Origin of the sequence: Mesorhizobium sp. 113-1-2 (genome assembly GCF_016756475.1) — a bacterium.
GTDB lineage: Bacteria > Pseudomonadota > Alphaproteobacteria > Rhizobiales > Rhizobiaceae > Mesorhizobium > Mesorhizobium loti_C.
The window spans coordinates 6,782,584-6,807,123 of the sequence record NZ_AP023242.1; the positions used below are offsets into that span (position 1 = coordinate 6,782,584).

The window sequence follows — 24,540 nt, forward strand, 5'->3', positions numbered from 1 at the left end:
CGCGAAATCCTTCAGCAGAGCTAAGGGGAAATCTAGATTTGGGCCGACCCGCCATCGACGAACAACTCGGTCCCGGTCACGAAGCTGCTGTCACTTGAAGCCAGGAACAGTGCCGCGCCCGCAGTTTCGTCCGGGTCGGCAAGCCGACCCAACGGCGTCGCCGCCTTTAGGGAGCCGAACATCCGGTCCCTCGCCGCCCCGGCCGGGGCGAGGTCCGAAAGGCCGGGCGTGAGGGTGGAGCCAGGAGAAAGGACGTTCACTCGAATGGCCCGGCCGGCGAGATCGAGGATCCAGCTTCGCGCGAAGTTGCGGATCGCGGCTTTACTGGCGCTGTAGACGCTGAAATTGGGTGTCCCCGTTGTTCCGGTGGTCGATCCGACGAGGATGATCGAGGCATCGTCCTTCAACAACGGCAGCGCCTTCTGAACAGTGAAGAGCGTTCCCTTGACGTTGGTCCGGAAGGTATTGTCGAAATGCTCTTCGGTGATCGCGCCCAATGCGGCGAACTCGCCGCCGCCGGCATTGGCGACGAGTACGTCAATCGTTCCGGCATCGTCTCGGACGATCGCATAGAGGCGGTCGAGATCTGCCATGTCGGCTACATCACCCTGGATGCCGCGCGCACCATTGCCGACTGCGAGCACCGCGCTGTCGAGTTCCTTCTTCCGGCGGCCCGTCATAAAAACCCGGGCGCCCTCCATGGAAAATCGCTTGGCCATCGCCAGGCCGATGCCGCTCGTCGCGCCGGTAATAACCGCAACCTTTCCGTCGAGTTTGCCCACGGCAAATCTCCTTTTTTGTACGGGTTCAGTCACACGCCCTCGTAGACCAGCCGAGTAAAGAAGGCCGGGTCGATGACGAAATTGCCCCATATGGCGTCGAAGACGGCCGTAGGCTTCGCCGCAACGGTCTCGTCGCGCGTGCGACCTTCGCGCTTGAGTTTGGCGACGTTGTCCCTGATCCCGACCAGCATGTCGCGGAAAGCCTGCAACTCGGCGCGGTTGCTGACCGGTTGGCCGTGGCCGGGAATAATGATCGTCTTGTCGGTCGTCGCCGCGAGATTGGCATCCGAGGCGGCGATCATCCCGTCGATGCTGCCACCGGTCGAGTAGTCGATGAAGGGGTAGATGCCGTTCCAGAACGTGTCCGCGACATGCAGGATATCCGCTTCTCCAAAAGTGACGGAGATGTCGCTGTTAGTATGAGCAGAACCATAGTGCTTGAGCGCGATGGACTGGCCATTAAGCTTGAAATCGCGACTGTCTGTCAGCACGTCGGTCGGAAGGGCGTTAGCGGCCAGCGGCAGGAAATTGTAGTCCCATTCCTCCACGCGCTGTACCTGCGCGAGATATTTCAGGGTGTTGTCGTGCGCTATGATTTTTGCACCCGCCGGACCCAGCCAGGAATTGCCGTCGGCGTGGTCGAAATGCCAATGGGTGTTAATCAGGTGCGTCACAGGATCAGCGGATATGGCTTCCAGCGTCTTGATTATCTGCGGCCGCGATACGCTGATCCCCGCATCGACCAGCACCTTGCCATCCCGCCCGGTCAGCACGGCCACGTTACCGCCAGACCCCTCCAGCACGCTGACATTGTTGCGCAGCGTGTGGACCGTGATGGGCGACGTGGCGGCGCTGTCTTTGATCAAGCTGACAAGGCCCCTGGCCTCCGCATAGGCCTGCCGGGGCAAAAGCCACCCGCTGGCAGACGCAGCGGCTCCGATGCAGCACATGCAGAAGCCGCGGCGGGTAAGGGAATTCCGGTGAGCGAACGACATGGTTTCTTCCTCTGACGGTCATCTGAGGTTTTCTCTAGAAGACGCGTTGCGGGCGAGATTCACAAATCTCGGTAGAAGTCCGTGATCAGTTTGTGACGACCTTTCGGTCAAGGAAATTCCGGATCAGCGGGCCCATCTCGTCGAGCTTGTCTTCGAGCGCGAAATGCCCAGTGTCCAACATGTGAATCTCAGCTTCAGGAAGATCACGTAAGTACGGCCCGGCACCGTCCGCGGGAAAGATTTTGTCGTTCTTGCCCCACACGATCAGGGTCGGGGGTTTCTTGGTGCGGAAAAATTCCTGAAACTTCGGATAGAGCGGGACGTTGCTCCCGTAATCGTGAAATAGATCGAGCTGAATATCTTTGTTCCCAGGACGATCGAGAAGGGCCTGATCATGCGCCCAATTATCAGGGTCAATGCGTGACAGGTCAGCTACACCATCGGTGTACTGAAACTTTGTGGTTTCTGGCGCGACGAGAAAACTAAGTGCTTCCCTGTGCTTGGCCGAGCCGTCTGCCCAATAGGCCTTGATCGGATCCCAGAATTCCTTGAGGCCTTCCTCATAGGCGTTGCCGTTCTGAACGATCAACGCTGTCACCCGTTCCGGGTGCTTAAGAGCAATCCGGTAGCCGACGGGTGCGCCGTAATCCATGACATACATGGCGTAGCTCTTTCCGCCGAGCTGGCCGAGCAGGCCGTCGACGAGATCGGCATAGTGCCCGAACGTGTAGGCAAACTCCTTGTGATCGGGCGCGCCGCTCTGGCCGAACCCGGGATAGTCCGGCGCTATCACGTGGTAGCGGTCGGCCAGCAGCGGGATCAGGTTGCGGAACATGTGAGATGATGTCGGAAAGCCGTGCAGCAACAGCACCACAGGTCCATCGGTCGGACCAGCCTCGCGGTAGAAAATGTCAACACCCTCGACCTTAGCCGTGCGGTAGTGGACGGTCGGAGGCACCGTCTGTTCGGCGGCATATCCGGACTGGAGGCCGATCGGCAGGGGCGCCGTCGATGCAAGCAAGACAGACGCGACCGCCAGTGCAATAACCCTGGAATTGAAACTCAACATCTTAGCTCCTTTGCCGGCATCGGCCGGAATTTAGGGAAGGGGCGCTACGCGGTGGGAGGACGGCCGCGTAGCGCGGCTTCGGCGAGTGCCGAGCGTGGCAGTTCAGGCCGAAGCGCGGATGAACGAGATAAGCGCGGCGTTGATCTCGTCTTTCCGGGTGGTGCACATGCCGTGCGGGGCTCCGTCTAGGATCTTGAGCTGCGATCCCTTGACGAGCTTAGCCGTCAGCAAGGCTGAATCGGCGATTGGCACCAACTGGTCGTCCTCGCCGTGCAGGATAAGTGTTGGAACGTCGATTTTCTTTAGGTCTCCTGTGAAGTCGGTTTCCGACTGTGCCTTGATGCCGAGATAGGATGCGGGCATGCCGGCCATCATGCATTGCAGAACGAACTGGCCGCGCACGCCGTCCGATATCTTGGCGCCTGGCCGGTTGTAGCCGTAGAAAGGCAGCGACAGCTCGCTCCAGAAGGCGGACCGGTCTTCGTGGATTTTCCCGCGCAGTGCATCGAATGCTTCGATCGGGGCGCCGAGCGGATTTGCTTCGGTTTTTAGCCGAAGCGGCGGTATCGCGCTGATAAGTACCAGCTTGGCGATGCGCTTGGTTCCATGGCGACCAACATAGCGTGCCACTTCGCCGCCGCCCGTGGAATGGCCGATGTGAATCGCCTTCTTCAGATCAAGCGCCGCGACCAGTTCGCCGAGATCGTCGGCATAGGTATCAATGTCGTTGCCCCGCCAAGGCTGGCTGGAACGGCCGTGCCCGCGCCGGTCCGCGGCGATGACCCGATAGCCGTTCGAGGCCAGGAAGAACATCTGATCTTCGAAAGCATCCGACGACAACGGCCAGCCGTGACTGAAAACGACCGGCTGACCGGAGCCCCAATCCTTGTAGTAAATCTGCGCACCGTCGCTGGTGGTTAGGAAGCTGCCGGAAAGCTTTCCCTTGCCACGCACAGTCGCGGCTTCGGCGTGGTCCGCACCGGTCGGGCTAGGCAGGCCCAAGGCCGAGGCGGCAAATAGTCCAGTCGTCCCCATCAGGACGGTGCGGCGCGATGCCATGGCATGGCGCGAGTACAAAGTCTCGGTCACAGCTTTATCCCTTCGATTGTGGTGAACGCGCGCGGACTAGTGTTTAGGGCGGCCGTCCGCGCGAAGCGGTCAGGACTTGATGAAGGCCAGCAGCTCGTCGTTCACCCGATCCTTGAGCGTGGTGCACATGCCGTGCGGGGCGCCCTCGTAGACCACGAGCTTCGCGTTCTTGACGATCTTGGATGACAGCAGGGCGGAGTCGGCGATCGGAACGATCTGGTCGTCGTCGCCGTGCAGGACGAGCGTCGGAACGTCGATCCGCTTGAGGTCTTCCGTCAAGTCGGTTTCGGAAAACGCCTTGATGCAGAAATACGAGGCAGGGAAGCCCGCCATGATGCTCTGCAGCCAGAACGATTGCCGGACACCCTCCGAGACCTTGGCGCCGGGCCGGTTGTAGCCATAGAAGGGAAGGCTGAGATCCTTCCAGAACTGCGAGCGGTCGGCCAGGACGGCGGCGCGCAGTTTGTCGAATTCCTCCATCGGCGTGCCGCCGGGGTTCTTCTCGGACTTGATCATCACCGGTGGGATCGCCCCGATCAGCGCAGCCTTTTCGACGCGCCCTGTCCCGTGCCGGCCGATGTAGCGCGTCACCTCGCCGCCGCCGGTCGAATGGCCGATGTGAATCGCCTTCTTCAGATCGAGCGCGGCGGTCAGCTCCGCAAGGTCGTCCGCATAGGTGTCGAGGTCATTGCCCTGCCAGGGCTGGCTGGAACGGCCGTGGCCACGCCGGTCATGTGCGATGCAACGGTAGCCACGCGAGGCCAGAAAGAACATCTGGTCCTCGAAGGCGTCTGCGGTCAGCGGCCAACCATGGCTGAATACGATTGGCTGCCCGGAACCCCAGTCCTTGTAAAATATGGTTGTGCCGTCTTTCGTGGTAATGGTACTCATCAGAAACTCCTTGAAGATTTGTCGGCAGAACACCGCCCATGCGCTCAAAACGGGGGCGATCATACGGGACTTCGGCAATCGGCTAATTGCGCCGCAACATGACTATCGCTCTGAAGGGCAATCGTTCACCCTTGCCTACTGGCTTCGAAGCAGACTGCGGTCTTTCTGCGATCTGCTCTACGCCAACCTGAACTGCTTCAGACGAGCGCTGCGTCCAAGCTTTGAAAGATCGACTTTTGAGCGGTTTGCTTCCTAACGCCTGAGCTAGTGCGATCATCGGTCACTATCGGGTTTCTGAGCAGCCCTTAACTTTGAGAACGAGCTTTTCGACGTTTGAAAAGGTGTGGAGATGGATCGCCTTGAAGCTATGTCATTCATTATCGCCATAATGGAGTCAGGTAGCCTTTCGGCTGCCTCCCGAAGGCTTGGCAAATCAATCCCTACGGTTAGCCGCCGACTCTCTGAACTCGAGGAGCACCTAAAAGCTGAGCTATTTCAGAGGTCGTCCCGTCAGTTGAAGCTGACAGATGCGGGGCGAGGTTACATTGAGGCATGCAAGCGCATCATCGAGCAGATTGACGACGCGGAGCGGGAAGTTTCGGGGGAATATGTTGCACCTAAGGGAGACCTTACGGCAACCGCACCATGGGGCTTCGGTCATATGCATCTACTGCCGTTGGCCTGCGAATTCATGCGTGCTTATCCGGACATCAGATTACGCCTTGTACTCAGCGACCGGGTTCTCAATCCAAGAGAGGAGATGATCGACGTGGCAATACGCATCGGAAACCTTCCGGATAGCAGCATGATTGCAACCCGTATCGGTTCGGTGCGGATCGTAGCGTGCGCAAGCCCGAGCTATATTGCGAAAAACGGTGAACCAAAAAGCCCTGCCGATCTGTCTAACCATGACTGCATCACAGTCGATGATCTTGCAGTGCAGCGTACTTGGAAGTTCGAGCATCAGGGCCGTGAGATCGTGGCGCCGATTAGCTCAAAGCTAACTGTGAATACTTCTGAAGCGGCAATCGCAGCGGCGGTCGCCGGAGCAGGCATTGCGCGAGTCATGGCCTATAAGATGGAATCTGCCCGGCAGGAAGGGAAACTTATTGTTTTATTAGATGATTTTGAGCGTCCGCCGCTTCCGGTGCATATCGTTTATCAGGAAAGGAAGCCGCTCCCACTTAAGCTCCGCGCATTTCTCAATTGGATGGCTCCACGCTTGAGAGAATGTCTGTCACCGTAGTCCGCGAAATGGCGTGCAACAGGTTTGAGTACAACGTATCGGTGTTGCCGTCGTCGACCACCACCGTTTGCAGGTCGGGCACGACTGAAGCGACGTGCTTCAGAACGGCGGTGGCGGCATAGTCGAGGTTAATTTGCTCGTTGTAGGCGGGAAGAACAATCGACAGTGCGGGCATTTTAGTCACAAACGTTGGAGCGCGTTAAAACTACCGCGTCAGACGGGGGCTCTGGTTAGGCGTTGCGACGCCGCAGACAAACTCAGATTCGTGCCTCAGCCCGCAGGCCTCCGCCATTCTGTCAATGACAGTGGAACCGGTTTGGACGAAAATCACCCCTCAAACAGGGTCATCGTGTCGGCGGGTGTTTTAGGCCTAGTCACACGATCCAGTGCTTAGCCTACATGCTGACCCAGCATGCCAGATTTTATCTGACGCATGGTGCATGACCTGGACGAAGGCCGCCGTCGACAATCTACGGCCCGGCCGGCCGCGAACCGGCTAGCCAGCCTGTCGAAACTGCATTCGGGGACGCGCACCTTCAAGCAATTCGTCTTCGCTGGTCTCTCCGGACTCGAAAAGATTGATGAGCCGGATAGCGATCGCCTCAGCCTCGGGAGAACCGGGCGCATTCGGCGATTGAGCATCTCTGCGCCTCCATACAAGGGCGAGAGTGCGATGCTCGCTCCCAAGCAGCGTTGCCCATGACATGGCCGCTGACTTCCCCATCGTGCCCTTTCTATGACCGAGTCTGTGCACTTTGACATAGAAGCTAAAATATAATCGCAAGGCTAGGAACATTGGAATGGAGAAAAGCTTCGGCTATCGCACCGTCCCGCCCGTCCCGGTGCATTCCCCGGGCACTGGCCGCTCCCGACTTCAGCCCGGACAAGTGCCGCTTGCAGGGTCTTCAGGCAGGAAGAAGCTTCGCCGCTCGCAAGGGGTGAGTTCGCGAGGGACGGTCCGCCGTGCAAAGTCAATGAGGTCCTTGGGTGTATGGAAGACGCGAACGATGCGAATCGTCTTATCGCCGGAAACAATTGCGACGTGGGTGCCGTCGGAACTGAAAGCTGCGCGAGTAAAGCCCCGTAGAACGGTTGCTTCGTCGTGGCTGCCAAGGACGGCAATCTGGCGCCCCGATTGCGTCGCCCATAGCCGGACCGTGCGATCTTTCGAGGACGCGGTCACGACATACAAACCGCTGGGACTGAACTGGGCGCTATCCACCGCGCCGCTGTGGCCCCTTAGAACGGCCCTTTCCAGCCCGCCAGCGACGCTCCAGATTCGGACGGTTCCATCGCGCGAGCCGGTCAGCAGCGACTGACCGTCGGGGCTGAAGGCGACCACCGTTACCGCGCCGGTATGTCCCACTAGCGTTCTGACGTTTGCTCCGTCCGTGGTCGACCAAATGCGAGCCGTGTGGTCGAGTGAGCCTGTGGCGACCAGTTGACCGTCCGGGCTGAAGACCGCTGATGTGATGCGATCCTGATGCCCCACAAGGGCCCTGAGCTCGGCCCCACTAGTCGTCAGAAGGTGGCCCGCATTGTCTTCCCTGGCCGAGAGGATCAGACGTCCGTCGGGGCTAAGAATGGCCCGCGGCAGATTACTGCTTGTATTGATGACGGCCTGCTCGGTGCCGGTCGTCGCGTCCCAGAGTTGCGCGGTGGCGTTGATCGACGTGGAAACAAGCGATTTACCATCGCGACCAAACTGGATTTCGATCAGTCCGCCATGTGACCGGAACTGAGCGGCCTCGTATCCCGTGGCCACATCCCAAATTCGGACCTGGCCCTCAAGAGATGCCGTCGCGACGCGCTTCCCATCGGGGCTGAACGTCGCGTTTTGAACGATCTCATGTGTATCGAGCCGCATTATTTCGCGTCCGCTGACAAAATCCCACAGATGCGCCGCGCTGTCGCCGCCACCGGTCAGCAGATGGACATTGTCGGGACTGAAGACCGCAAAAGTCGGCCGGTATTCATGCGAGAGCGCGGTCGTCAGGGCGCCGTCGACATCCCACAGCCGAGCGGTGCCATCGTGGGAAGCAGTGAGAAGAATGTTGCTGTCAACCGGGCTGAATTCCAGATGCTCGACCAAAGATTCATGACCGGCGATCGTCGTCACCAACGAGGCGCGTTCAGCGTCCCAGATGCGGATCGGCCCATTGATCGAGGCGGTCGCCAGGAAGCGGTCGTCCGGCGTGAAAGCACCGTTTATCTCCACATCGCGTTCATCTGTGTCGATGTCTGGCTTCAACCCCGCAACCTCCTGGCCGAGCACATCATCCAGCGTTCCCAACGCTCCATCCCAAATCCGGGCAGTGCCATCGAGGGATACCGTGGCGATTCGCTGACCCCCGTGACTGAAAATCACGCCGTTCAATTGCGTGTCGCTCTTGCTGCCGGCCAACTTTGCGATCTCCGTTCCTTTCGACAAATCGAAAAGGCTTGACGTGTCGCGGTGTGAATGCCAACCCCACGGGCCGGCCAGCATCCGGCTTCCGTCCGGGCTGAACGCCAGGCTGTAGGGCCAGGAGGTCACTCGGATTGACCGCGTCAGCGCGCCGTCTGCGGTATTCCAGATCGAAACAAAATGCTTGCCTGCCGTCGCGAAGCTGCGGCCGTCCGAATTGAAAGCAGCACGCGTATATGCGTCGCTGCTTACACCTAGCACTTTCTTTCCGGTCCGAGCATCCCAGAGCGTTGCATCGCTGTTCTCCCCCGCTGTCAGCACCCGGGTGCCATCCGGGCTGAAGATTGCCGTCGGATAATTGCCTACCGGCCGCAGGATGAAGAGCTGTTCTCCCGAGACGGCGTCCCAGATCCGTGCAGTGCCGTCCCTCGCGGCCGTCAGAATACGGCTCCCGTCAGGGCTGAATTCAGCCCTCTCCAAGGCCTCTTCATGACCTTTTAGAACTTCAGTTTCGGCACCGCTGGAGATGTCCCAGACGCCTCCGGTTTTGTCGTAGGATGCGGTGACGATGCGATCGCCGGTTGGATTGAATGCCGCATACGTCACCCCGGCGCCATGCCGGAAGATCTTGATCTGTTGGTGCGCCAGCAGAGCCTTGTAGAGGGCTGCCTCCGCCTCGAAGAGATATGGCCGGTCGGATTGGTCTTTCGAGGGCAGTGCTTCAAGCGCCAACAGGATCGCAGCCTCGGTGTTACCTCTCGCCGTGGACTGCTCCGAAAGGAACGAGAGCGAAAGAGACTGATTGCGCAGCGCCTGGTCTCGTTGCCACCTTGCCTCCTCCTGCGCCCTAAAGGCGACCAGTGCACCTGCGCCCGCCATGAGAGCGAGCATTATCGCCACGATCGCAGCGTTGCGTGTACTTCGGGCAAGCCGGGTTGCCGCGGCAGCCGCGAGGTTCCGGCGCTCGGCTTCGCGCTCCAGGCGCTCGCGTTTTGCCTCTTCGGCGGCCGCGATCAGCGCCAGCTCTGCGTGCCGGTCCTTCTCCTCTTTCTGCCGATAGGCACGCAAAGACTCCTCGATGTATTCCAGGACGTAATCGTCGACCTCCTCCCGTCTTGAGAGCATCAGCTCTTCGCCCTCCGCCAGACGTTTGCCGGACGGAAGCAGAAGCTCTCTATTCCGGTTCTCCAGGCGCCATCGGTGGGCGTCAGACCTGAGGCGTTCACGCGTCTCGAGGAAATTCCGGTTTGCATTCACAATGTCACCGGCGCGCGGCCAGCGCCTCAACAGTGCTTCATGTGCAAGGCGAACGAAGACATGCCCTTCGGCGTCCTCGCCGCTGACGAGGAGCCGTGCGTCGATCAGGGCCCTGACGAGGGACGATCGCGCGGGCGTGCCCGCAACTTCAGTGAACAGGGCCGGACGCGCCGTGACCGTTTCATCACCCAGAGTTGCCGTGATGAGGGCGCGCAGCACCGCGGGCAAGGCCTCCTGGATCTCCGGCGCGAGCAAGTCCACGACTTCATCGGCGCGGCGCGCGATTGCGCCTTCGAGCCCGCCGAGCGCGCGATAATGCGCAAAGGTGAGAACTCGGCGCTCGCGGCCGGCCTGGTACAAAACGTCGAGCACAAACTCGAGAAGCGGCAATGATCCGGGATCGGCGGATGCTGCCTCCTGCAGCACATCATCGAGCCGCCCCAACTCGGCACTCTCCTCAAAGCGGAGCCCGGCAACGCCGGCCGGTTCGCGGATGATCTGCGCGATCTCCGGGCCGGTCGGCGGCAGGAGTTCGTAGCTGGAGAGGCCGTCCTTGAGCGCCGAGAAACCGGGGATCTCACCACAGCGGTGAAAAAAGTCCGAACGGATCGCTCCGACCACCCAGACCAGCCCGCTCGCGGCTAGCGCCGCCATGAGCCGCACAAGGGCCGCGCGCGTTGCCGGCTGCTTCTCCGTGGTGAATAGCTCCTCCAGCTGATCGATTGCGACAAGCAATCTGATCTGCGAGCGGGACGACCCGGCGGCCTTCCCAAGTGCCAATCTAACCATCGCCAGCGCCCGATCCGGCGCACTCCTGCAGAGCAGAGCAAACTCCGCGACTGTTACTTCACAGGACAGCTCCGGCAAAGCAGTTTCGCTAAGCAGTGCCGCAGCCAGCACAGCGAATGCATCCGGCCCTTCGGAGAGGCGGATCAGGCAGCGGCGCCACAAGGATATGCCCGCCACGGCTCCAGGCCTGGTCAATGACGGCAGCAGGCCAGCGCGCAGGAGGGAAGACTTGCCGCAACCGCTCATCCCGTAGATGAGCAGAAATGCCATTCCACCGGCTGCCTGCTGCTCCAGTCGTGCAGTGCAGGCAGCAATCGCCCGCGCTCGGCCGAAGAAGAGGTCGGCATCTTCGAATTCGAAGGCATCGAGACCGCGGAATGGCGACCTGACCGTTTCCTCCGAAGCAAGGGGTACGCGGTAGATGCGCAGAGCGCGTGCGACGTTCTTCAGCTTATGCTCGCCGAGGTCGAGGAATTCCAGCGAGAGCCGGTCTTGGGCCGAGGCATGAACCGCTTCCGTGACGCAAATCCCGCCCGGCCGTGACAACGTTCGCAGATAAGCGGCGACATCGACGGCCTCGCCGACGAGTTGGTCGCCCTCGGCGATGGCATAACCCAGGTGAACGCCGATGCGGATGCGCAGGCGCTTTGTCTCGGGAGCGTCGCAGTTCCGCCGATCGACCTTATGCTGGATCTCGCTCGCACACCGTATCGCCTCGACAGGGCCGGTGAACTCGGCGACCACGCTCTCTTCGGCGCTCCAGGACACGCGACCCGCATGTTGAACGAGCAGCCGATCGACGATCTCCCTGTACGCCCGGAAGTTTGCAGGAGAGATCCGCTCATCCTTGCCTGCCGGCCGGGCCTCTGGGGCCAATTCGGCTGCCAGGATGGTGGCCATTTTCGGTCCGGCATTTGAGGGAAGGACCAGCCTGTAACCGCGCCTAGGCACTGTCTGCACGACAACCTGCCGACGGTCATTGAGCGCCGCACGTATCTCGTGAATGCATTGCACCAGGCTGTCATCGGTCACGGCTAGCCCATTCCAGACTGCCTTCATCAGGTCGTCCTTGGTGATGACGCGATCAGCGTTCTCCAGAAGGTGACGAAGCACCGCGAAGGTTTGGTGGCGAAGTGCGATTGTCCTGTTGGACTTGTCGCGCAACGTCTCGCTGCTCAGATCGGCGGTAACGCCGTTGAGTACGAACGTCGTGGGGCGCGAGCTATTCAAGCTGGTTCCCTCAAGCACAGCCGCAGTCCAATGCTTCGATCTTAGCACGGTTTTCGCGCCGCGAAGGGTCATCACCAACCAGACCGGCGGGAGCGCAGATTTCGGCGAATGATCGGAAGTCGTTCGTGACCCGGAGACGCCTCGGGCCGACAGTTGCTTGTCAGCGAGAGGCTCGTCATGGACGACATAGTACAAATTGCTCGATATGCGGGTGGAAAATGGGTGCTGCGGCTCACGGGCGCCTGCCTGCTGACGCTGTTCTTCGCGATCGCGTCACCGGCTCACTCGACCCACCGTCCCACGGCCGATCTGGCCGCAGTCGATCTGCAGTTGATCCTTGCCGTGGACGTCTCGCCATCGATGAGCAAAGTTGAACAAAAAGTGCAACGCGACGGCTACGTCGGTGCCTTCCGCCACGCAGACATCGCAAGGGCACTCAAGTCAGGAGAGCGGGGCAGAATCGCAGTGCTCTATCTCGAGTGGGCAGGACCAAATCAGCAAACAGTTGTTATGCCGTGGACAATTGTCGAAAGCCTCGACGACGCTCTGATTTTGGCAGACAGGCTCGCGGCACTGCCGTTGACTGAAGGCCGTGGAACGTCGATTTCCGGCGCATTGTCGGCCGCGAATGCTTTGTTCGCGAAGAGTGGCTTGCGCAGCCCGCGCAGGGTTATCGACCTATCCGGCGACGGACCCAACAATGCCGGTCTACCGCTTCAACTCGTGCACGACGCACTCATAACCGGCGGCGTGACCGTCAACGGACTGGCGATCTCACTGCGCGCTGCCGACACGCTCGACAGCTTTGGGCCGCACTTTATCGAGCTGTATTACGAAAGTTGCGTCATTGGCGGTTCTGACGCCTTCGTTGTCACCGTCGAGAACACAGCGGGCTTTGCGAACGCCATTCGCAAGAAGCTCGTGAATGAAATTGCCGGTTTGCCCGCTTTCGTGCAGCCCGCGACTTATCGGAGCCGCTCACGACCGGTCGTCGATTGCGACACGATCGGAGAGACGCCTGGACGATAGAGGGTCACCAAAAGGATTGGAGTGATTTCACGGCCGCCGGTTCGTCATGACAACCGCGCGGGCACGACGCCAAGGACCTGCGGGACATCTGACAGCCTATGCTTACCGTAAGCGGGCCATGGACGCGTTATGACGGCAAGACGCTCAATCAGTTGTCCTTCAGGAGGCTTGGCTACTGGATTGGCTGTTAACTTCGTTTTGGCGGAATTTTCAGATCGATCCCGCAATGGTCTCAGGCAAATTGCTTTCAGAGATCGGCGCGGGCGAATGGGACGTGCCTACTCGACCAGCGCGACGGACTGCGTCGCCGGAATGTCGCGCATTCCCAGACTCTCGTCGCGGACGCCATCATGCTGGGACTTTTGGTGGGTTCTTGGGGTGACGACGGAGGCGGGCTGAGAGTGATACGCAGTTCGCTTGATGCCATGATCAGGGGACACGCTGAATAAGCTATTAAGAGAGCTTCCGCCGCGCAGCCAACGGGGCTCTTGTCCCTACCCATGTGGCCGCGCGCATTCTGCCGCGGCTACCGCCTCGATTATCATGCCGAGTGTTTCGCGCTGGCTTGGAACGGATCGATGCGGAAGACAGGGTAGTCAGGAGAAATCGTCTCGAAGACCGCCACAGGAGCGTCATACGGTACAGGTAGGTGACGACGTCCGCTCGTGGCAACTTGGCACCAGGCTCTCAGTATAGGCGCTCGATCGTCACTAGAGATCTCAGTTAGCCTCACCTCCATGGCTGACCCACGTCTGATGAACGCCTTTCCCGCTGCAGCACGGATGTTCTTGACCCACTCCGACGTGTCGCCCAGCATCGACACCAGATAGCGGTTCCCTTCGTGCTCGACGACCGCGAGGACCGTTGATCGCATCCGCCCGTTTCTCCGGTCCGCGACCTGCAGCGTCAGCAAAGTCGGCGACAGCACCCCAAGCGAGGCAAGCCATGTCCATACTTTGTTCGAAATGCGCCCCCAGAGAGTCGGTCGCCAATCGTGATAGTACCAGCGCAGCCAGCCCTGTTCGGCGGGGTCCCGGGACCGACGCGCGGACTTCTCAGGTCCGGTGGTCATATTTGATGGGACTTTCATTCTGGATTGCCTGCAGTTCAAATCCTGCCTTGAGCCTACCGCTGAATGGAATGGAGATTCGGATCGAACCCCTAACATGGCAAATATGAATATTACTGCGAAATGGGTCGTCGGCTTTGCGCTAGATCAAATTGGATGCCAGCGCTGCCTCTCTCCCATCTCAGATGGCGAGGCGAAGTTAGTAGGTCGAATACTTTGTACGACGTCGCAGGCCAGTTTCGAGTAGTGCGACACCGGCCGCATATGTCGAGGCAGCGAGGCGCTTAATCGGGTCGGATCCACTCAGGGAAAACATTCACCGAGGCCTCATGCAAACCTATGGCCGCCAAGGCCGACCTGAACATGGCACTGAAGCAGTATGCCCAATGCCGCGAGGTCCTTCGCAATCACCTCCAGGCGGAGAAGGAGTATTATCGTGGCCTAATATGGTCAACAAACCATGAAGGACCACAACCGATGACCGACGGTGCGATCCGCTTAGGCTTCGGCGCAAGACTTTAGTCCTGTCGTCTCAATTGTCCCGATGGGAATGTTAGGACGTTCCGGTTGCGCCTTGACCGGCGTTCCATCTCCCGGTGGACCAGTAGGAGCATGAGCATCTAAGCTGTGCCGGCAGGCGCTTTTGACGGCAGGTTTGCTTCAAGAGCCCTAAGCGTTAAGTCGTCCATTCTGAAAATGTGGGATTTGATCGCTTCGATGTGGTCGCCAAGCACATACCCCTGCATGATCGTGTCGGACAACGGCACCGAGCTGACCTCGAATGCCATGCTGGCATGGCAGGAAGACCGGCATGTCGAATGGCACTACATCGCGCCGGGCAAGCCGATGCAGAGCGGCTTGGTGGAAAGCTTTAACGGCCGGGTGCGCGATGAGTGCCTCAACGAGCGGCTCTTCACCAGCTATCGGCATGCTCGCGAGATCATCGAAAAATGGAGGATCGACTACAATGTAAACTGCCCACATACGAGCCTCGATGGGCTCACCCCGAACGAATTTGCAAACCGGTCCAGATCGGACCACAACGTGAACAGGGCTATCCATTGGCTCTGAAAAGACGCCGTCTGGCGTCTTTCGAAGGCACGACGCGTGACGTCACATACCGTCGCAGCGGTTCGATGCTCAGGGTGAAATAAGCTGGCGCCTGCCGGCGCTGCAAGGTCTGCTGCAAAATTGTCCGCTACGATCGCGTCGTTGTCGCATCTTGCCAATCGGCAATTATCAAAGTGAGAAGGTAGTCAGAAAGGCGCCCAATCTGGGCCGTCGAGGTCTGCTGATGCATCGCCGACTTGGCTAGAGATCGAGCAGATGCTTCGCCACAGGCACCCCAATCGAGGCCCACGCGACGAGTGGGATCAGTGCCCTGACATGGCGTCGGATCGCTTATACGGCGCCCTATGGCGATTTGTGCCGGGCCGACGCCACCGACGGTGCGGTCTTTGCGATGTCGGTGCGTTCCCAACTCACGATCGATTCGCCAGCTTGGCAGCGCTATTCCGGTAGTCCCGCCTTTCGCAAACCTTCTGCAAGCAGAGCCATATCGGCCGGACGGCAGGTCGGCATGACATCGGCCAGATTGGAAATTCGTTGGCCGGGATTGAGGGCGAGAATTCGGCTCACCACCTTTTGCGCTTCCTCGGTTCGGCCAGCATGAGCATAGCTTGCAGCCGCATAGCGCAATGACCCCAAAAAGTCCGGCTTTTCCTGTAACGACCTTTCGGCCCAGGATGATGCCTCCTCAAATCGACCAGCGAAGAGATGAGCCACTGCAAGCGCATTCTGCATGTCGAACATGAGCGGGTCGACCGGGCTCATGCGTATCGCAGTCGCCAGGTGCTGGACGGCGGTTTCCGTATCGCCGAGGTCGACTCTGACCCAGCCGCTGAATAGCCACGCAGCAGCCAGGTTCGGGTTGAGCGCGAGCGCGCGATCAATGAACGCTGCCCCGCTATTGTTGTCGCCCACGACGAAGGCGAGTGCGGTCCCGCCGAGTGAGAGCGCAACCGCGTCATCCCTGCCCAAATCCACTGCCTTCAGAGCCAGGCGTTCTGTTTCGACGGTTTCCTGCTCACGATCGGCCATCCAGCCGTTCGCCTTGCGCATGACGGCAGAGAACGCGGCCATGCCGTATGCCGAGGCGAATTCAGGGTCGAGTTCGATGGCTTTGTAAAACAACTGAAGGGCGTTTGCCGTGGATTCCCTGGTCAACTGGTGCAGGCTTGCTATCCCGCGCAGATAGTAGTCGTAGGCGTCAAGGTGCTCGGTCGGCTTGCGCTTGGCTCGCTCGATCTCTGCCTGTTCCAGCTTCGGAGCGATCGCTCCGACGACGCTCCGGGTCACTTCCTCCTGCAGGTCAAAAACGTCCTCCAGCGCGCCGTCGAAACGGTCGGCCCATAGGTGTGCTCCCGTTGTCGCGTCGATAAGCTGCCCGCTGATGCGAACCCTGGTCGCCGCCTTGCGCACGCTCCCTTCAAGGACGTAGCGCACACCAAGCTCGCGTCCAACCTGCTTGATGTCCACTGCCCGGCCCTTGTAGGTAAAGCTCGAGTTGCGCGCGATGACGAACAGCCAGCGCGTCCGGGACAGCGCGGTGATGATCTCCTCAACCATGCCGTCAGCGAAGTAGCCCTGCTCCGGGTCGCCACTCATGTTGTCGAATGGCAAGACCGCGATGGACGGTTTTTCGGGAAGCATCAGCGCAACCCTTGTGGAGGATACCGAAGCGGGTTTCCCTCGACTGACCCGATAGGCGCGCACCGCCTCCACGATGTTGTGGACCTGATGGCTACCGAGGTCGGTGTAGGCATAGTCTAGTTTGCCTTTGACCTGCTCGTAGACGTTGCTCGCGACGCAGACGCCGCCAGGTTCTGCAAGCTTCTCGAGCCGCGCGGCGATGTTCACGCCAACACCGTAGATCGTATCGTCCTGTGCAATAATGTCGCCCAAATTCACGCCTATGCGGAAAGTCATGCGCTTGTCTTCGGGCAAACTTGCATTGTGAGCGGCCAATTCCTCCTGGGCTTCGACCGCACACCGCACCGCGTGGACTGCGCTGGCGAATTCGACAAGAAGGCTGTCGCCAGCGGAACCGACGATGCGTCCGTGCGACTCTTTGATCTTGGGCTCGATCACTTCGGCGCGAAGCCTCTTCAGGTGCGCAAGCGTGCCAACCTCGTCGGCTCCCATGAGGCGGCTGTAGCCGACGACGTCGGCAGCAAGGATTGCGGTGAGGCGTCGCTCCATGCTTGTGTCCCGGCTCTCCCATAGGTCGCTCCGACTGGCGAGCGTAGTCTAGTCCTTCCTCTAATGCGAGCGTGCAGGCCGGCGCCGGCAGCGATCAACCCACCACGTTCCTTGGCGTTCCGCACATGGGGTCATTATGGTCCGATCGCGGGTGCTGCCGAAGGGCTACTTTGGGGTCATCTCACGACATCAGACCTTGGAGGTTGAACGTCCGCTATCGTTTTTTCCTGAACAAAAGCGGACCTGCTTATCCCGGCCCCGCAACCGTCTAATGGCGTTTCCCCGGTGGCCGATCATGGCCGAAGGAGAAACGAAATGGACACTCGTGCTACGACCTTGCCACCTCGGGAACGGCGTCTGCGAGACAGAGCGCTCTTCGATTTGGCGATCGACAGCAAGTTGCGCGGCTGCGATCTGGTCAAGATCAAAATCGGCCATCTTGTTGTAGGACCGGAGATCCGAGCTCGCGCAATGATCATCCAACAGAAGACCGGCCGACCTGTTCAGTTCGAGTTGATGAGCGACGCACGCTCCAGCCTTCTCGCATGGTTGGAGCGACGCGGCGGGACGGTGGATGATTACGCATTTCCGGGTAGGATCGATCCAACGGCTCACATGAGCACAAGGCAGTATGCCCGCCTCGTCGACGAATGGGTCGAGGCGATCGGCCTTCGGCCAGACATTCCCTGCGTCGCACCAAGGCTTCGATCATCTACAAAGCGACCGGAAATCTGCGGGCCGTCCAGATCTTGCTCGGTCATACGAAGATCGAGGACACCGTCCGCTATCTGGGAGTCGATACAGAGCATGCTCTCGAACTCGCCGAGGCAACTGAGGTTTGATCAGGAGCGGCTCCACTTCACGAGTGGAGCCGTGACCAATTTGCGCCTTTTGTCAGCCGTTGAGGGCACCTTAGCCACCTCGTGAAAGCAGACATTGCCGGCGACGAGGCTTGACGGTCGCGGTCGCGACTTGCGCAAAGATCAGTCGAGGCTGATCCGCGTTCCCTTGGCGCCGTTGAGCAGCCGCTTGAGATGGAAGCTGGCGAGCTGGTCGTCCGGACATTTGCCGATATGCGCGGCGAAAGCCGTAAGCGCGTTTGCCTCGCCGACCTCCAATCTGCCAAAGGCTTCAAGATAGCTGGCCGTCGAAGGATCATCATACTGCTTTGACGACAAAGGCTCGAACGCGCGCAGCGCCTCGGCCCTGCCGCGCAGCATCAGATCGCCGACCGGCCGTCCGCGGAAGCCATCGACCCTTGCAGCGGCGCTCGCGCTGACGCAGATACGCGTGCCCAGCTGCTTGTTGGCGCTTTCCAGCCGCGCCGCTATATTGATGGTGTCGCCATAGGCCGTGTAGTCGAAGAAGCGGCCTCCGCCGAAATTTCCGACCAGCGCCGGACCTGCATGGACGCCGATGCGGGTCGTACCGACCGCGACGCCCTTGTCGCGCCAGCTATCGCGGAACGATTGCGACAGCGCGTCGAGCTCGAACGCGCAGGCAACCGCGCGGGCCGCATGGTCCTGCTGCTCGCCAGGAGCGCCGAACAGCACATGCAGCGCATCGCCGACGATCTTGGCGACGGTGCCTTCATGCGCGAACACGACGTCGGTCATGCCAGCCAAATAGTCGTTGAGGAGCGCGCCAAGCGTGGCAGGGTCGATCGTTTCCACCAGCGTGGTGAAGCTGGTAATGTCGGTGAACAGCGAGGCGACCTCGCGCCACTGCCCGGCCAGCGCCGACCCGTCCGCGTCGCCGGCCAGCCGCTCGGCCAGATTGGGCGAGAAGTAGCGCGATAGGGATGCATGCGCGCGCTCCGCGACCGCTTGCCGCCTATGCGCCTCGTGCAGCACCTCGCGATGCTTCAAGGTCTTGGCGATCGTGGTCTCCAGGTCGGCAAAGTCGATCGGCTTAGTGATGAAGTCGAAGGCGCCGCGGTTCATCGCAGTGCGGATGTTGGCCATGTCACCGTAAGCGGAGACGATGACCGTCGAAAGCTGCTGCCCCTCGGCCTGCTGCAGCTTCTCCAACAGCGACAGGCCGTCCATGCGGGGCATGTTGATGTCGCACAGCACCATGTCGATGTCGCTGTTGCCGTCGATGACGGACAGGGCGTCCACACCATCGCTGGCGAACAGGAAAATGACCGCGCCGTCGCGGATCTGACGCCGGAACTTCTGGACGATCAAGACCTCAAGGTCGGGCTCGTCGTCAACCACAAGAATGCGCGCCGTCACGCCACCATTCCCAGCCGTGTTTCGATCTGTTGCCTGAGCGCCGCAAAGTCGATCGGCTTGGTCAGCAGCGCTTCGGCGCCGTTCTCCAACACCTTGCGCTTGGTTTCGGCGTCGCCATAAGCGGTGATCATGATGACCGGGACGTCCGGCCGCTGCACCTTGATCTTCGGCAGGAGCTCGAGCCCGCTCATGCCGGGCATGTTGATGTCGGACAGCACCAGGATCAGTGTCACCCCTTCGGCGTGGTCTATCTGCTCCAACGCGTCCACCGCCGATTGCGCGAACTCCATGGTGAAGCGGCTGGCTCGGATGTCGCGGCGGAACTGCTGGCGAAACAGCGGCTCGACGTCGGGCTCGTCGTCGACGACCAGAATGAGGAGGCTCATTCTTCACCTCCCGATTTTGCGAGCGAGGCCGCAGCGCGCGGCAGCACAATCCGAAACTCGGTGAACTCGCCTGGCTGGCTGATGACGTCGATCGTGCCAGCATGCTGTTTGACGACGATGTCGTGGCTGAGCGACAGGCCGAGCCCGGTACCCTCGCCGGCTGGCTTGGTCGTGAAGAATGGATTGAACATCTTCTCCTTCACCTCCGGCGGAATGCCGGTGCCGTTGTCGCGGATCCTGATTTCGACACGGTCGCCGAGACTCATGGTGGTGGCGGAGAGCGTCGGCTCATAGCCCGCGCCATTTGCCGCGGCGCTGCGCTTGGCTGTTGCATAAAAGCCGTTGGAGATGAGGTTGAGGAGCACCCGCGTGATCTCCTGCGGGTAGAGATCGACATCCCCCGCCTGCGGGTCGAGATTCCGCGTCAGCGTGACGTTGAAACCCGGCTTTTCGGCGCGCGCCCCGTGATAGGCAAGGTTCAGGCTCTCCTCCACGATGGCATTGATGTCAATCGGTCGATGCTCTCCTGAACCCGCGCGCGAATGCAGCAGCATGTTTCTGACAATGGAATCGGCCCGCTTGCCGTGCTGGACCACCTTGTCGAGATTGCTCTTGAGAATGGCTATCAGCTCGCCGACCTCTTCGCGCACGGATGCCTCCAAAGGCGCTCCGGCCAGCACACTGTTCAAATCATCGATGAGTTCGCCGGAGAGCGCTGAGAAGTTGTTGACAAAGTTGAGCGGGTTCTTGATCTCGTGGGCGATACCGGCGGTCAACTGGCCGAGTGAGGCGAGCTTCTCCGTTTGCACGAGCCGGTCCTGCGCGGTCCTCAGATCTTCGAGCGAGCGTGACAATTCGTGGGTACGCTCCTCCACCTCGTCGAACAGCCGAACGTTTTCGATCGCTATGCCGGACTGGTCGGCAAACGTCTCGACGAGCTCGATCTGCCTCGGCGTGAAGTCCCGCACCTGTGACCGCGTCAGCGCGAACACGCCGACCGGCGCGCCTTCGCGCAAGATTGGAACGCATAGAATGGTCCGGTAACCGCCGAGCTTCTGAAGCTGCGTTGCCCCGTAGTCCGGGTCGGCGAGCACGTCCGAAACGTGGACGGCGCGGGCTTCGAGGGCCACCCTTCCGGTGACGCTGTCGCGACCGGCGGCGAAGGGATTGGCTTTGGCGAAAGCCGCGGCTTCGGGCAAATTGCCGTACTCGGCCGACCACCGGTAGAGATCGCCATCACGCTTGAAGATGACGCTCGTGTCCGCGTCGCACAGCTTGGCCGCCGATTCTGCCAGCGTGTCGAGAACCGGCTGCAGGTCGAATGTGGAACGGCTGATCGCCTTCAGAACATCCGCCGTTGCCGTCTGCAGCTGCAGCGATTCGCTCAATTCCGCCGTGCGGGCCTGCACCTCGTCGAACAGACGGACATTTTCGATGGCGATCACTGCCTGGTCGGCAAAGGTTTCGACGAGTTCGATCTGCCTTTCGGTGAAGGGCCGCACCGTCGAGCGGGTGAGTGAGAAAACGCCGATTGGAACCCCCTCGCGCAGCAGCGGCACGGCCAGCACCGTGCGGTATCCGCCAAGCCGCTGTCCTTCCCACAGCGTGTAGTCGGCATCAGCCAGCACGTCTGGAATCTGGACGGCCTTGCCTTCGAGCAGGACTCGGCCGACACCGGTGCCGCGCCCCGGGACGTGCACAAAACCGCTGAAATATTCCTCGAGATCGGCCGGATAGCCGTAACTCGCAGCCTCGACGAATTTGCCGCCCGTCTCACGCACGATCGAGGCGTTGTCCGCTTCGCACAGCCGGGTTACCGATGCGGCCAGAGCGTCGAGCACTGCCCGGAGGTCGAACGTCGAACGGCTGATCGCCTTTAGCACATCCGCAGTCGCCGTTTGCTGCTGCAGTGACTCGCTCAGTTCCGCCGTGCGTGCCTGTACCTCTTCAAACAGGCGCACATTCTCGATGGCGATCACCGCCTGATCGGCAAAGGTCTGGACAAGTTCGATCTGGCTATCGGTGAAGGGCCCGGGTTCGGGCCGCGTCATTGCGAAGACGCCAATTACCGATCCTTCGCGCATGAGCGGTACACAGAGCACAGCCGAATATCCTCCGAGGCGCGGAGCATCGGGAAGGCCATGTTCGGTGTCCTTGGTAACATCTGGAATATGGACGACTGCCTTGTCGAGTGCTGTTCGGCCGACCCAGGATTGTCGGCTGATCGGACTCGGATTCGCCTCTTCATACGCGCGATACTCCGGGGTTTGGTCGTAGCCTGCCGCAAGCCGGAAGACATCGCCGTCCCGCATAAAGATGCCAGACGTTTTCGCGCCGCAGAGCCTAACAGCAGAATCGATAAGTGTCTGCAGGACGCTCTGCAGGTCGAATGCGGAGCGGCTTATGACCTTGAGCACATCCGCGGTCGCAATCTGCTGCTGTAACGCTTCGCCAAGCTCGGCGGTGCGAGCCTGCACCTCTTCGAAGAGCCGCACATTGCCGATTGCGATGACGGCCTGGTTGGCGAAAGTTTTGAGAAGGCCAATTTGGCTGTCGCTAAAGGCCCGCGCCTCAATGCGCCGGATCATAAGCGCTCCAATTGCTTTTCCTTCCTGCAACAGCGGCGTGGCGAGAATCGCGCGAAAACCAAGAAGTTGAGCCATCATTCGGGCGCTTGCAAACTCCTCTCCAGCGATGGTCAAGTCGGGAACGTGGACTGGCACCCGATCCAATACGGCGCGGCCGGTAACGATGTCGCGCGCGACCGGCAAGCCGGTGCCGTCAATGGGAATCGGTCCGTGATGCGCTCCCACAGCCAGCCTATCGGAGCGCAGCAGATAGATCGTTGCGTCATAGGCGTCGCAGAGCCGAGCGGCTCCTTCAGCGACGGCGTCCAGCACAGGTTGAATGTCCGTAGGAGAGCCGGCGATCACTTGCAAAATCGCGCCGGTCGCCATCTGCTGTTCCAGCGACTCGGCTAGTTCGCGGTTGCGGGACTCCACCTCTTCGAACAGCCGCACGTTCTCGATCGCGATGACCGCCTGATCCGAAAATGTCTGCACCAGTTCGATTTCGCGCGTACTGAACGGAGAGACTGACGAACGGGCGAGGACGAAGACGCCGGTCACGGCGCCGTCACGCATCAGCGGAACGCCCAGCAGGGTGCGGAAGCCGCCGAGCCGCTGGCCTTCGATGTTGGTATACTCCGGATCGTCGAGAACGTCGGCGATCTGCTCTACGGACCCGCTCTGGGCAACACGGGCGGCAATGCTGCCCCGGCCCGGCGTGACCGGGAGGTTATTCATGTGGTCCTGGAATTCTTGGCTCCATCCGATCTGTACCGTCGGCTGCAACACCTCGCCCTGGCGCAGATAGATGTAGCCCATCCCGGAATGACAGAGGTCGGACGCGGACTTCACCAGCGTACGCAGCACGGAATCGAGATCGAACACCGAACTGCTGATCGTCTTCAACACTTCGGCCGTCGCCGTCTGCTGATCCAGCGACTCGGCCAGTTCACGATTGTGCCCCTCGACTTTCTCGATCAGCCGGGCATTCTCGATTGCGATCACGGCCTGGTCGGCGAAGCTCTCGACCAGTTCGACTTGACGCGGTGAAAATAGCCCGATCGTCCGCCGCCCCAAACCGAATACGCCTATGGTCTCCTGACCCCGCTTCAGCGGAACAGAAAGTACTCCGCGGAAACTGCCCATGACTGCCGCTTCCGGCCTTTCGTATTCCGGGTCTTCAAGCGCGTCCGCCACGTGGATCGTCAATCCCTCCAGTGCGGCGCGGCCCTGGAACGTCCCTCGTCCCACGACATGTGGGTTGGCTCGTTCGTATGCTTGCAGTTCGGCACCTTGCCCGCCGCCTGCCATGAACCGCAACGTATCGCCAACGCGCAACGTGATTGCGCCCATGTCCGCCCCGGCCAGGCGTATTGCCGAGTCGACCAGCGTCTGCAGTACCGGTTGAAGATCGAAGGCCGACCTGCTGATTGCCTTGAGCACATCGGCGGTCGCGGTCTGCTGCTCCAGCGCCTCGGCGAGATCGCGCGTGCGCGCTTGCACCTCGTCGAACAGGCGGACATTTTCGATGGCGATTACGGCCTGGTCGGCGAAGGTCTTGAGTAGCTCGACCTGCTTTTCGCTGAACGGTCTGACCTCCGTTCGGCGAATGACTAGCGCTCCAATGGCCTCGTCCTCACGCAGCAAAGGGGTGGCGAGAATTGTCCGGTGACCAAGCCGCAGCGCCATCGATCGGCCTGCAGGGAACTCGCCCTCCAGGGCGAGTAGATCATGCACGTGGACCGGCCTGCGATCGATCACGGCGCGGCCGGTGACCCACTCCCGCGTGATCGGAAAAGTGGAGAAGTCGATGGGGATCGGCCCGTGGTGTGCACCAATGGCCAGCGATTCGCCTTGCCGCAGAAAGATCGCCGCGTCATAGGCGTCGCAGAGTTGTGCGGCGTTTTCGGCGACCGCATTCAGGACCGGTTGGATGTCGGTCGGCGATGCGGCAATCACCCTGAGGATCGCACTCGTCGCTGTCTGCTGTTCAAGGAGACTGGCGACCTCCGCGGTGCGCACCTGATTTTCTTCGCGCGCCGCTGTCAACTCGGTTCGGAGCGAGCTGATAGTCATCTCAGAGTCGGAGTCGGGCCCTCCCACTGAGGTGCTCCTGTCTTTCTCTGCTCAGTGTCGGCTTTGGCCAGCCTAGCGTCAACTTTGGTGACCTGCAACGTCCGTTTGTGACGCAGCGCGGCCTTGGTGATGCACCTGAGGGTCGGATTTCGGAGCTATT

Annotated in this window: 14 protein-coding genes and 2 pseudogenes; 4 read left to right on the top strand and 12 right to left on the bottom strand. The window is 60.5% G+C overall.

Features of this window, described 5'->3' with window-relative positions:
- Window positions 1-32: 32 nt before the first annotated feature.
- From JN279_RS32830 to JN279_RS32850, 5 genes are all read right to left on the bottom strand, one after another.
- Entirely contained in the window at window positions 33-782 is a 750-nt protein-coding gene (locus tag JN279_RS32830) for an SDR family NAD(P)-dependent oxidoreductase (protein ID WP_274608613.1), read from the bottom strand.
- Window positions 783-811: 29 nt separating this feature from the next.
- Entirely contained in the window at window positions 812-1,777 is a 966-nt protein-coding gene (locus tag JN279_RS32835; RefSeq protein WP_096454586.1) for an MBL fold metallo-hydrolase, read from the bottom strand.
- Window positions 1,778-1,862: 85 nt separating this feature from the next.
- Complete coding sequence (locus JN279_RS32840; protein ID WP_202351257.1) at window positions 1,863-2,846, bottom strand: alpha/beta fold hydrolase; 984 nt, start codon at window positions 2,844-2,846, stop codon at window positions 1,863-1,865.
- Between the two features lie 102 nt (window positions 2,847-2,948).
- Window positions 2,949-3,905, bottom strand: coding sequence for an alpha/beta fold hydrolase (locus JN279_RS32845; protein ID WP_202353854.1), 957 nt, complete (start codon window positions 3,903-3,905; stop codon window positions 2,949-2,951).
- A gap of 99 nt (window positions 3,906-4,004) precedes the next feature.
- Window positions 4,005-4,826, bottom strand: coding sequence for an alpha/beta fold hydrolase (locus JN279_RS32850; RefSeq protein ID WP_202351258.1), 822 nt, complete (start codon window positions 4,824-4,826; stop codon window positions 4,005-4,007).
- Between the two features lie 349 nt (window positions 4,827-5,175).
- On the opposite strand from JN279_RS32850, the gene JN279_RS32855 reads away from it, so the two are divergent.
- Window positions 5,176-6,072 (top strand): LysR family transcriptional regulator, encoded by an 897-nt coding sequence (locus JN279_RS32855; RefSeq protein WP_096454590.1) that lies wholly within the window; start codon window positions 5,176-5,178, stop codon window positions 6,070-6,072.
- Here JN279_RS32855 and JN279_RS32860 read toward each other — a convergent pair.
- Window positions 6,029-6,247 carry a glycosyltransferase family 2 protein gene (locus JN279_RS32860; protein WP_202351259.1) on the bottom strand — a complete coding sequence of 73 codons (219 nt, stop codon included), beginning with the start codon at window positions 6,245-6,247 and terminating at the stop codon, window positions 6,029-6,031. The two genes, JN279_RS32855 and JN279_RS32860, sit on opposite strands and share 44 nt — an antisense overlap.
- A 699-nt stretch (window positions 6,248-6,946) precedes the next feature.
- Complete coding sequence (locus JN279_RS32865; RefSeq protein ID WP_244734253.1) at window positions 6,947-11,755, bottom strand: nSTAND1 domain-containing NTPase; 4,809 nt, start codon at window positions 11,753-11,755, stop codon at window positions 6,947-6,949.
- Between the two features lie 177 nt (window positions 11,756-11,932).
- Between JN279_RS32865 and JN279_RS32875 the strand changes: the two genes are divergently transcribed.
- Window positions 11,933-12,784, top strand: coding sequence for a DUF1194 domain-containing protein (locus JN279_RS32875; RefSeq protein WP_096458705.1), 852 nt, complete (start codon window positions 11,933-11,935; stop codon window positions 12,782-12,784).
- A gap of 541 nt (window positions 12,785-13,325) precedes the next feature.
- On the opposite strand, the gene JN279_RS38975 is transcribed toward JN279_RS32875, so the two are convergent.
- A complete protein-coding gene (locus JN279_RS38975; RefSeq protein WP_446720380.1) occupies window positions 13,326-13,952 on the bottom strand; it encodes a nitroreductase/quinone reductase family protein in 627 nt (208 codons plus the stop codon).
- A gap of 639 nt (window positions 13,953-14,591) precedes the next feature.
- Between JN279_RS38975 and JN279_RS32885 the strand changes: the two are divergent.
- Window positions 14,592-14,924, top strand: a pseudogene (locus JN279_RS32885) (integrase core domain-containing protein); the annotation flags it as partial.
- Window positions 14,925-15,362: 438 nt separating this feature from the next.
- Here JN279_RS32885 and JN279_RS32890 read toward each other — a convergent pair.
- Complete coding sequence (locus JN279_RS32890; protein ID WP_096454600.1) at window positions 15,363-17,114, bottom strand: adenylate/guanylate cyclase domain-containing protein; 1,752 nt, start codon at window positions 17,112-17,114, stop codon at window positions 15,363-15,365.
- Window positions 17,115-17,459: 345 nt separating this feature from the next.
- On the opposite strand from JN279_RS32890, the pseudogene JN279_RS32895 reads away from it, so the two are divergent.
- Window positions 17,460-17,956 (top strand): annotated as a pseudogene (locus JN279_RS32895) (tyrosine-type recombinase/integrase); the annotation flags it as partial.
- A 141-nt stretch (window positions 17,957-18,097) separates the two neighbouring features.
- On the opposite strand, the gene JN279_RS32900 reads toward JN279_RS32895, so the two are convergent.
- The 3 genes from JN279_RS32900 to JN279_RS38425 are packed head-to-tail and all read right to left on the bottom strand — an operon-like array spanning window position 18,098 to window position 24,380.
- On the bottom strand, window positions 18,098-19,351 hold the full coding sequence (locus tag JN279_RS32900) for an adenylate/guanylate cyclase domain-containing protein (RefSeq protein WP_096454703.1): 1,254 nt from the start codon (window positions 19,349-19,351) through the stop codon (window positions 18,098-18,100).
- A complete protein-coding gene (locus JN279_RS32905) occupies window positions 19,348-19,737 on the bottom strand; it encodes a response regulator (protein ID WP_096454701.1) in 390 nt (129 codons plus the stop codon). The genes JN279_RS32900 and JN279_RS32905 overlap by 4 nt, the downstream gene beginning before the upstream one ends.
- On the bottom strand, window positions 19,734-24,380 hold the full coding sequence (locus JN279_RS38425; RefSeq protein ID WP_244734254.1) for a GAF domain-containing protein: 4,647 nt from the start codon (window positions 24,378-24,380) through the stop codon (window positions 19,734-19,736). Before JN279_RS38425 ends, JN279_RS32905 begins: the two co-directional genes overlap by 4 nt.
- Between the last annotated feature and the right edge of the window lie 160 nt (window positions 24,381-24,540).

Bases quoted from the DNA above. Each gene is read 5' to 3' on its own strand.
- JN279_RS32835 (WP_096454586.1), bottom strand. From the start codon at position 1,777: ATGTCGTTCGCTCACCGGAATTCCCTTACCCGCCGCGGCTTCTGCATG.
- JN279_RS32840 (WP_202351257.1), bottom strand. From the start codon at position 2,846: ATGTTGAGTTTCAATTCCAGGGTTATTGCACTGGCGGTCGCGTCTGTC.
- JN279_RS32845 (WP_202353854.1), bottom strand. From the start codon at position 3,905: ATGGCATCGCGCCGCACCGTCCTGATGGGGACGACTGGACTATTTGCC.
- JN279_RS32850 (WP_202351258.1), bottom strand. From the start codon at position 4,826: ATGAGTACCATTACCACGAAAGACGGCACAACCATATTTTACAAGGAC.
- JN279_RS32855 (WP_096454590.1), top strand. From the start codon at position 5,176: ATGGATCGCCTTGAAGCTATGTCATTCATTATCGCCATAATGGAGTCA.
- JN279_RS32860 (WP_202351259.1), bottom strand. From the start codon at position 6,247: ATGCCCGCACTGTCGATTGTTCTTCCCGCCTACAACGAGCAAATTAAC.
- JN279_RS32875 (WP_096458705.1), top strand. From the start codon at position 11,933: ATGGACGACATAGTACAAATTGCTCGATATGCGGGTGGAAAATGGGTG.
- JN279_RS38975 (WP_446720380.1), bottom strand. From the start codon at position 13,952: ATGTTAGGGGTTCGATCCGAATCTCCATTCCATTCAGCGGTAGGCTCA.
- JN279_RS32890 (WP_096454600.1), bottom strand. From the start codon at position 17,114: ATGGAGCGACGCCTCACCGCAATCCTTGCTGCCGACGTCGTCGGCTAC.
- JN279_RS32905 (WP_096454701.1), bottom strand. From the start codon at position 19,737: ATGAGCCTCCTCATTCTGGTCGTCGACGACGAGCCCGACGTCGAGCCG.
- JN279_RS38425 (WP_244734254.1), bottom strand. From the start codon at position 24,380: ATGACTATCAGCTCGCTCCGAACCGAGTTGACAGCGGCGCGCGAAGAA.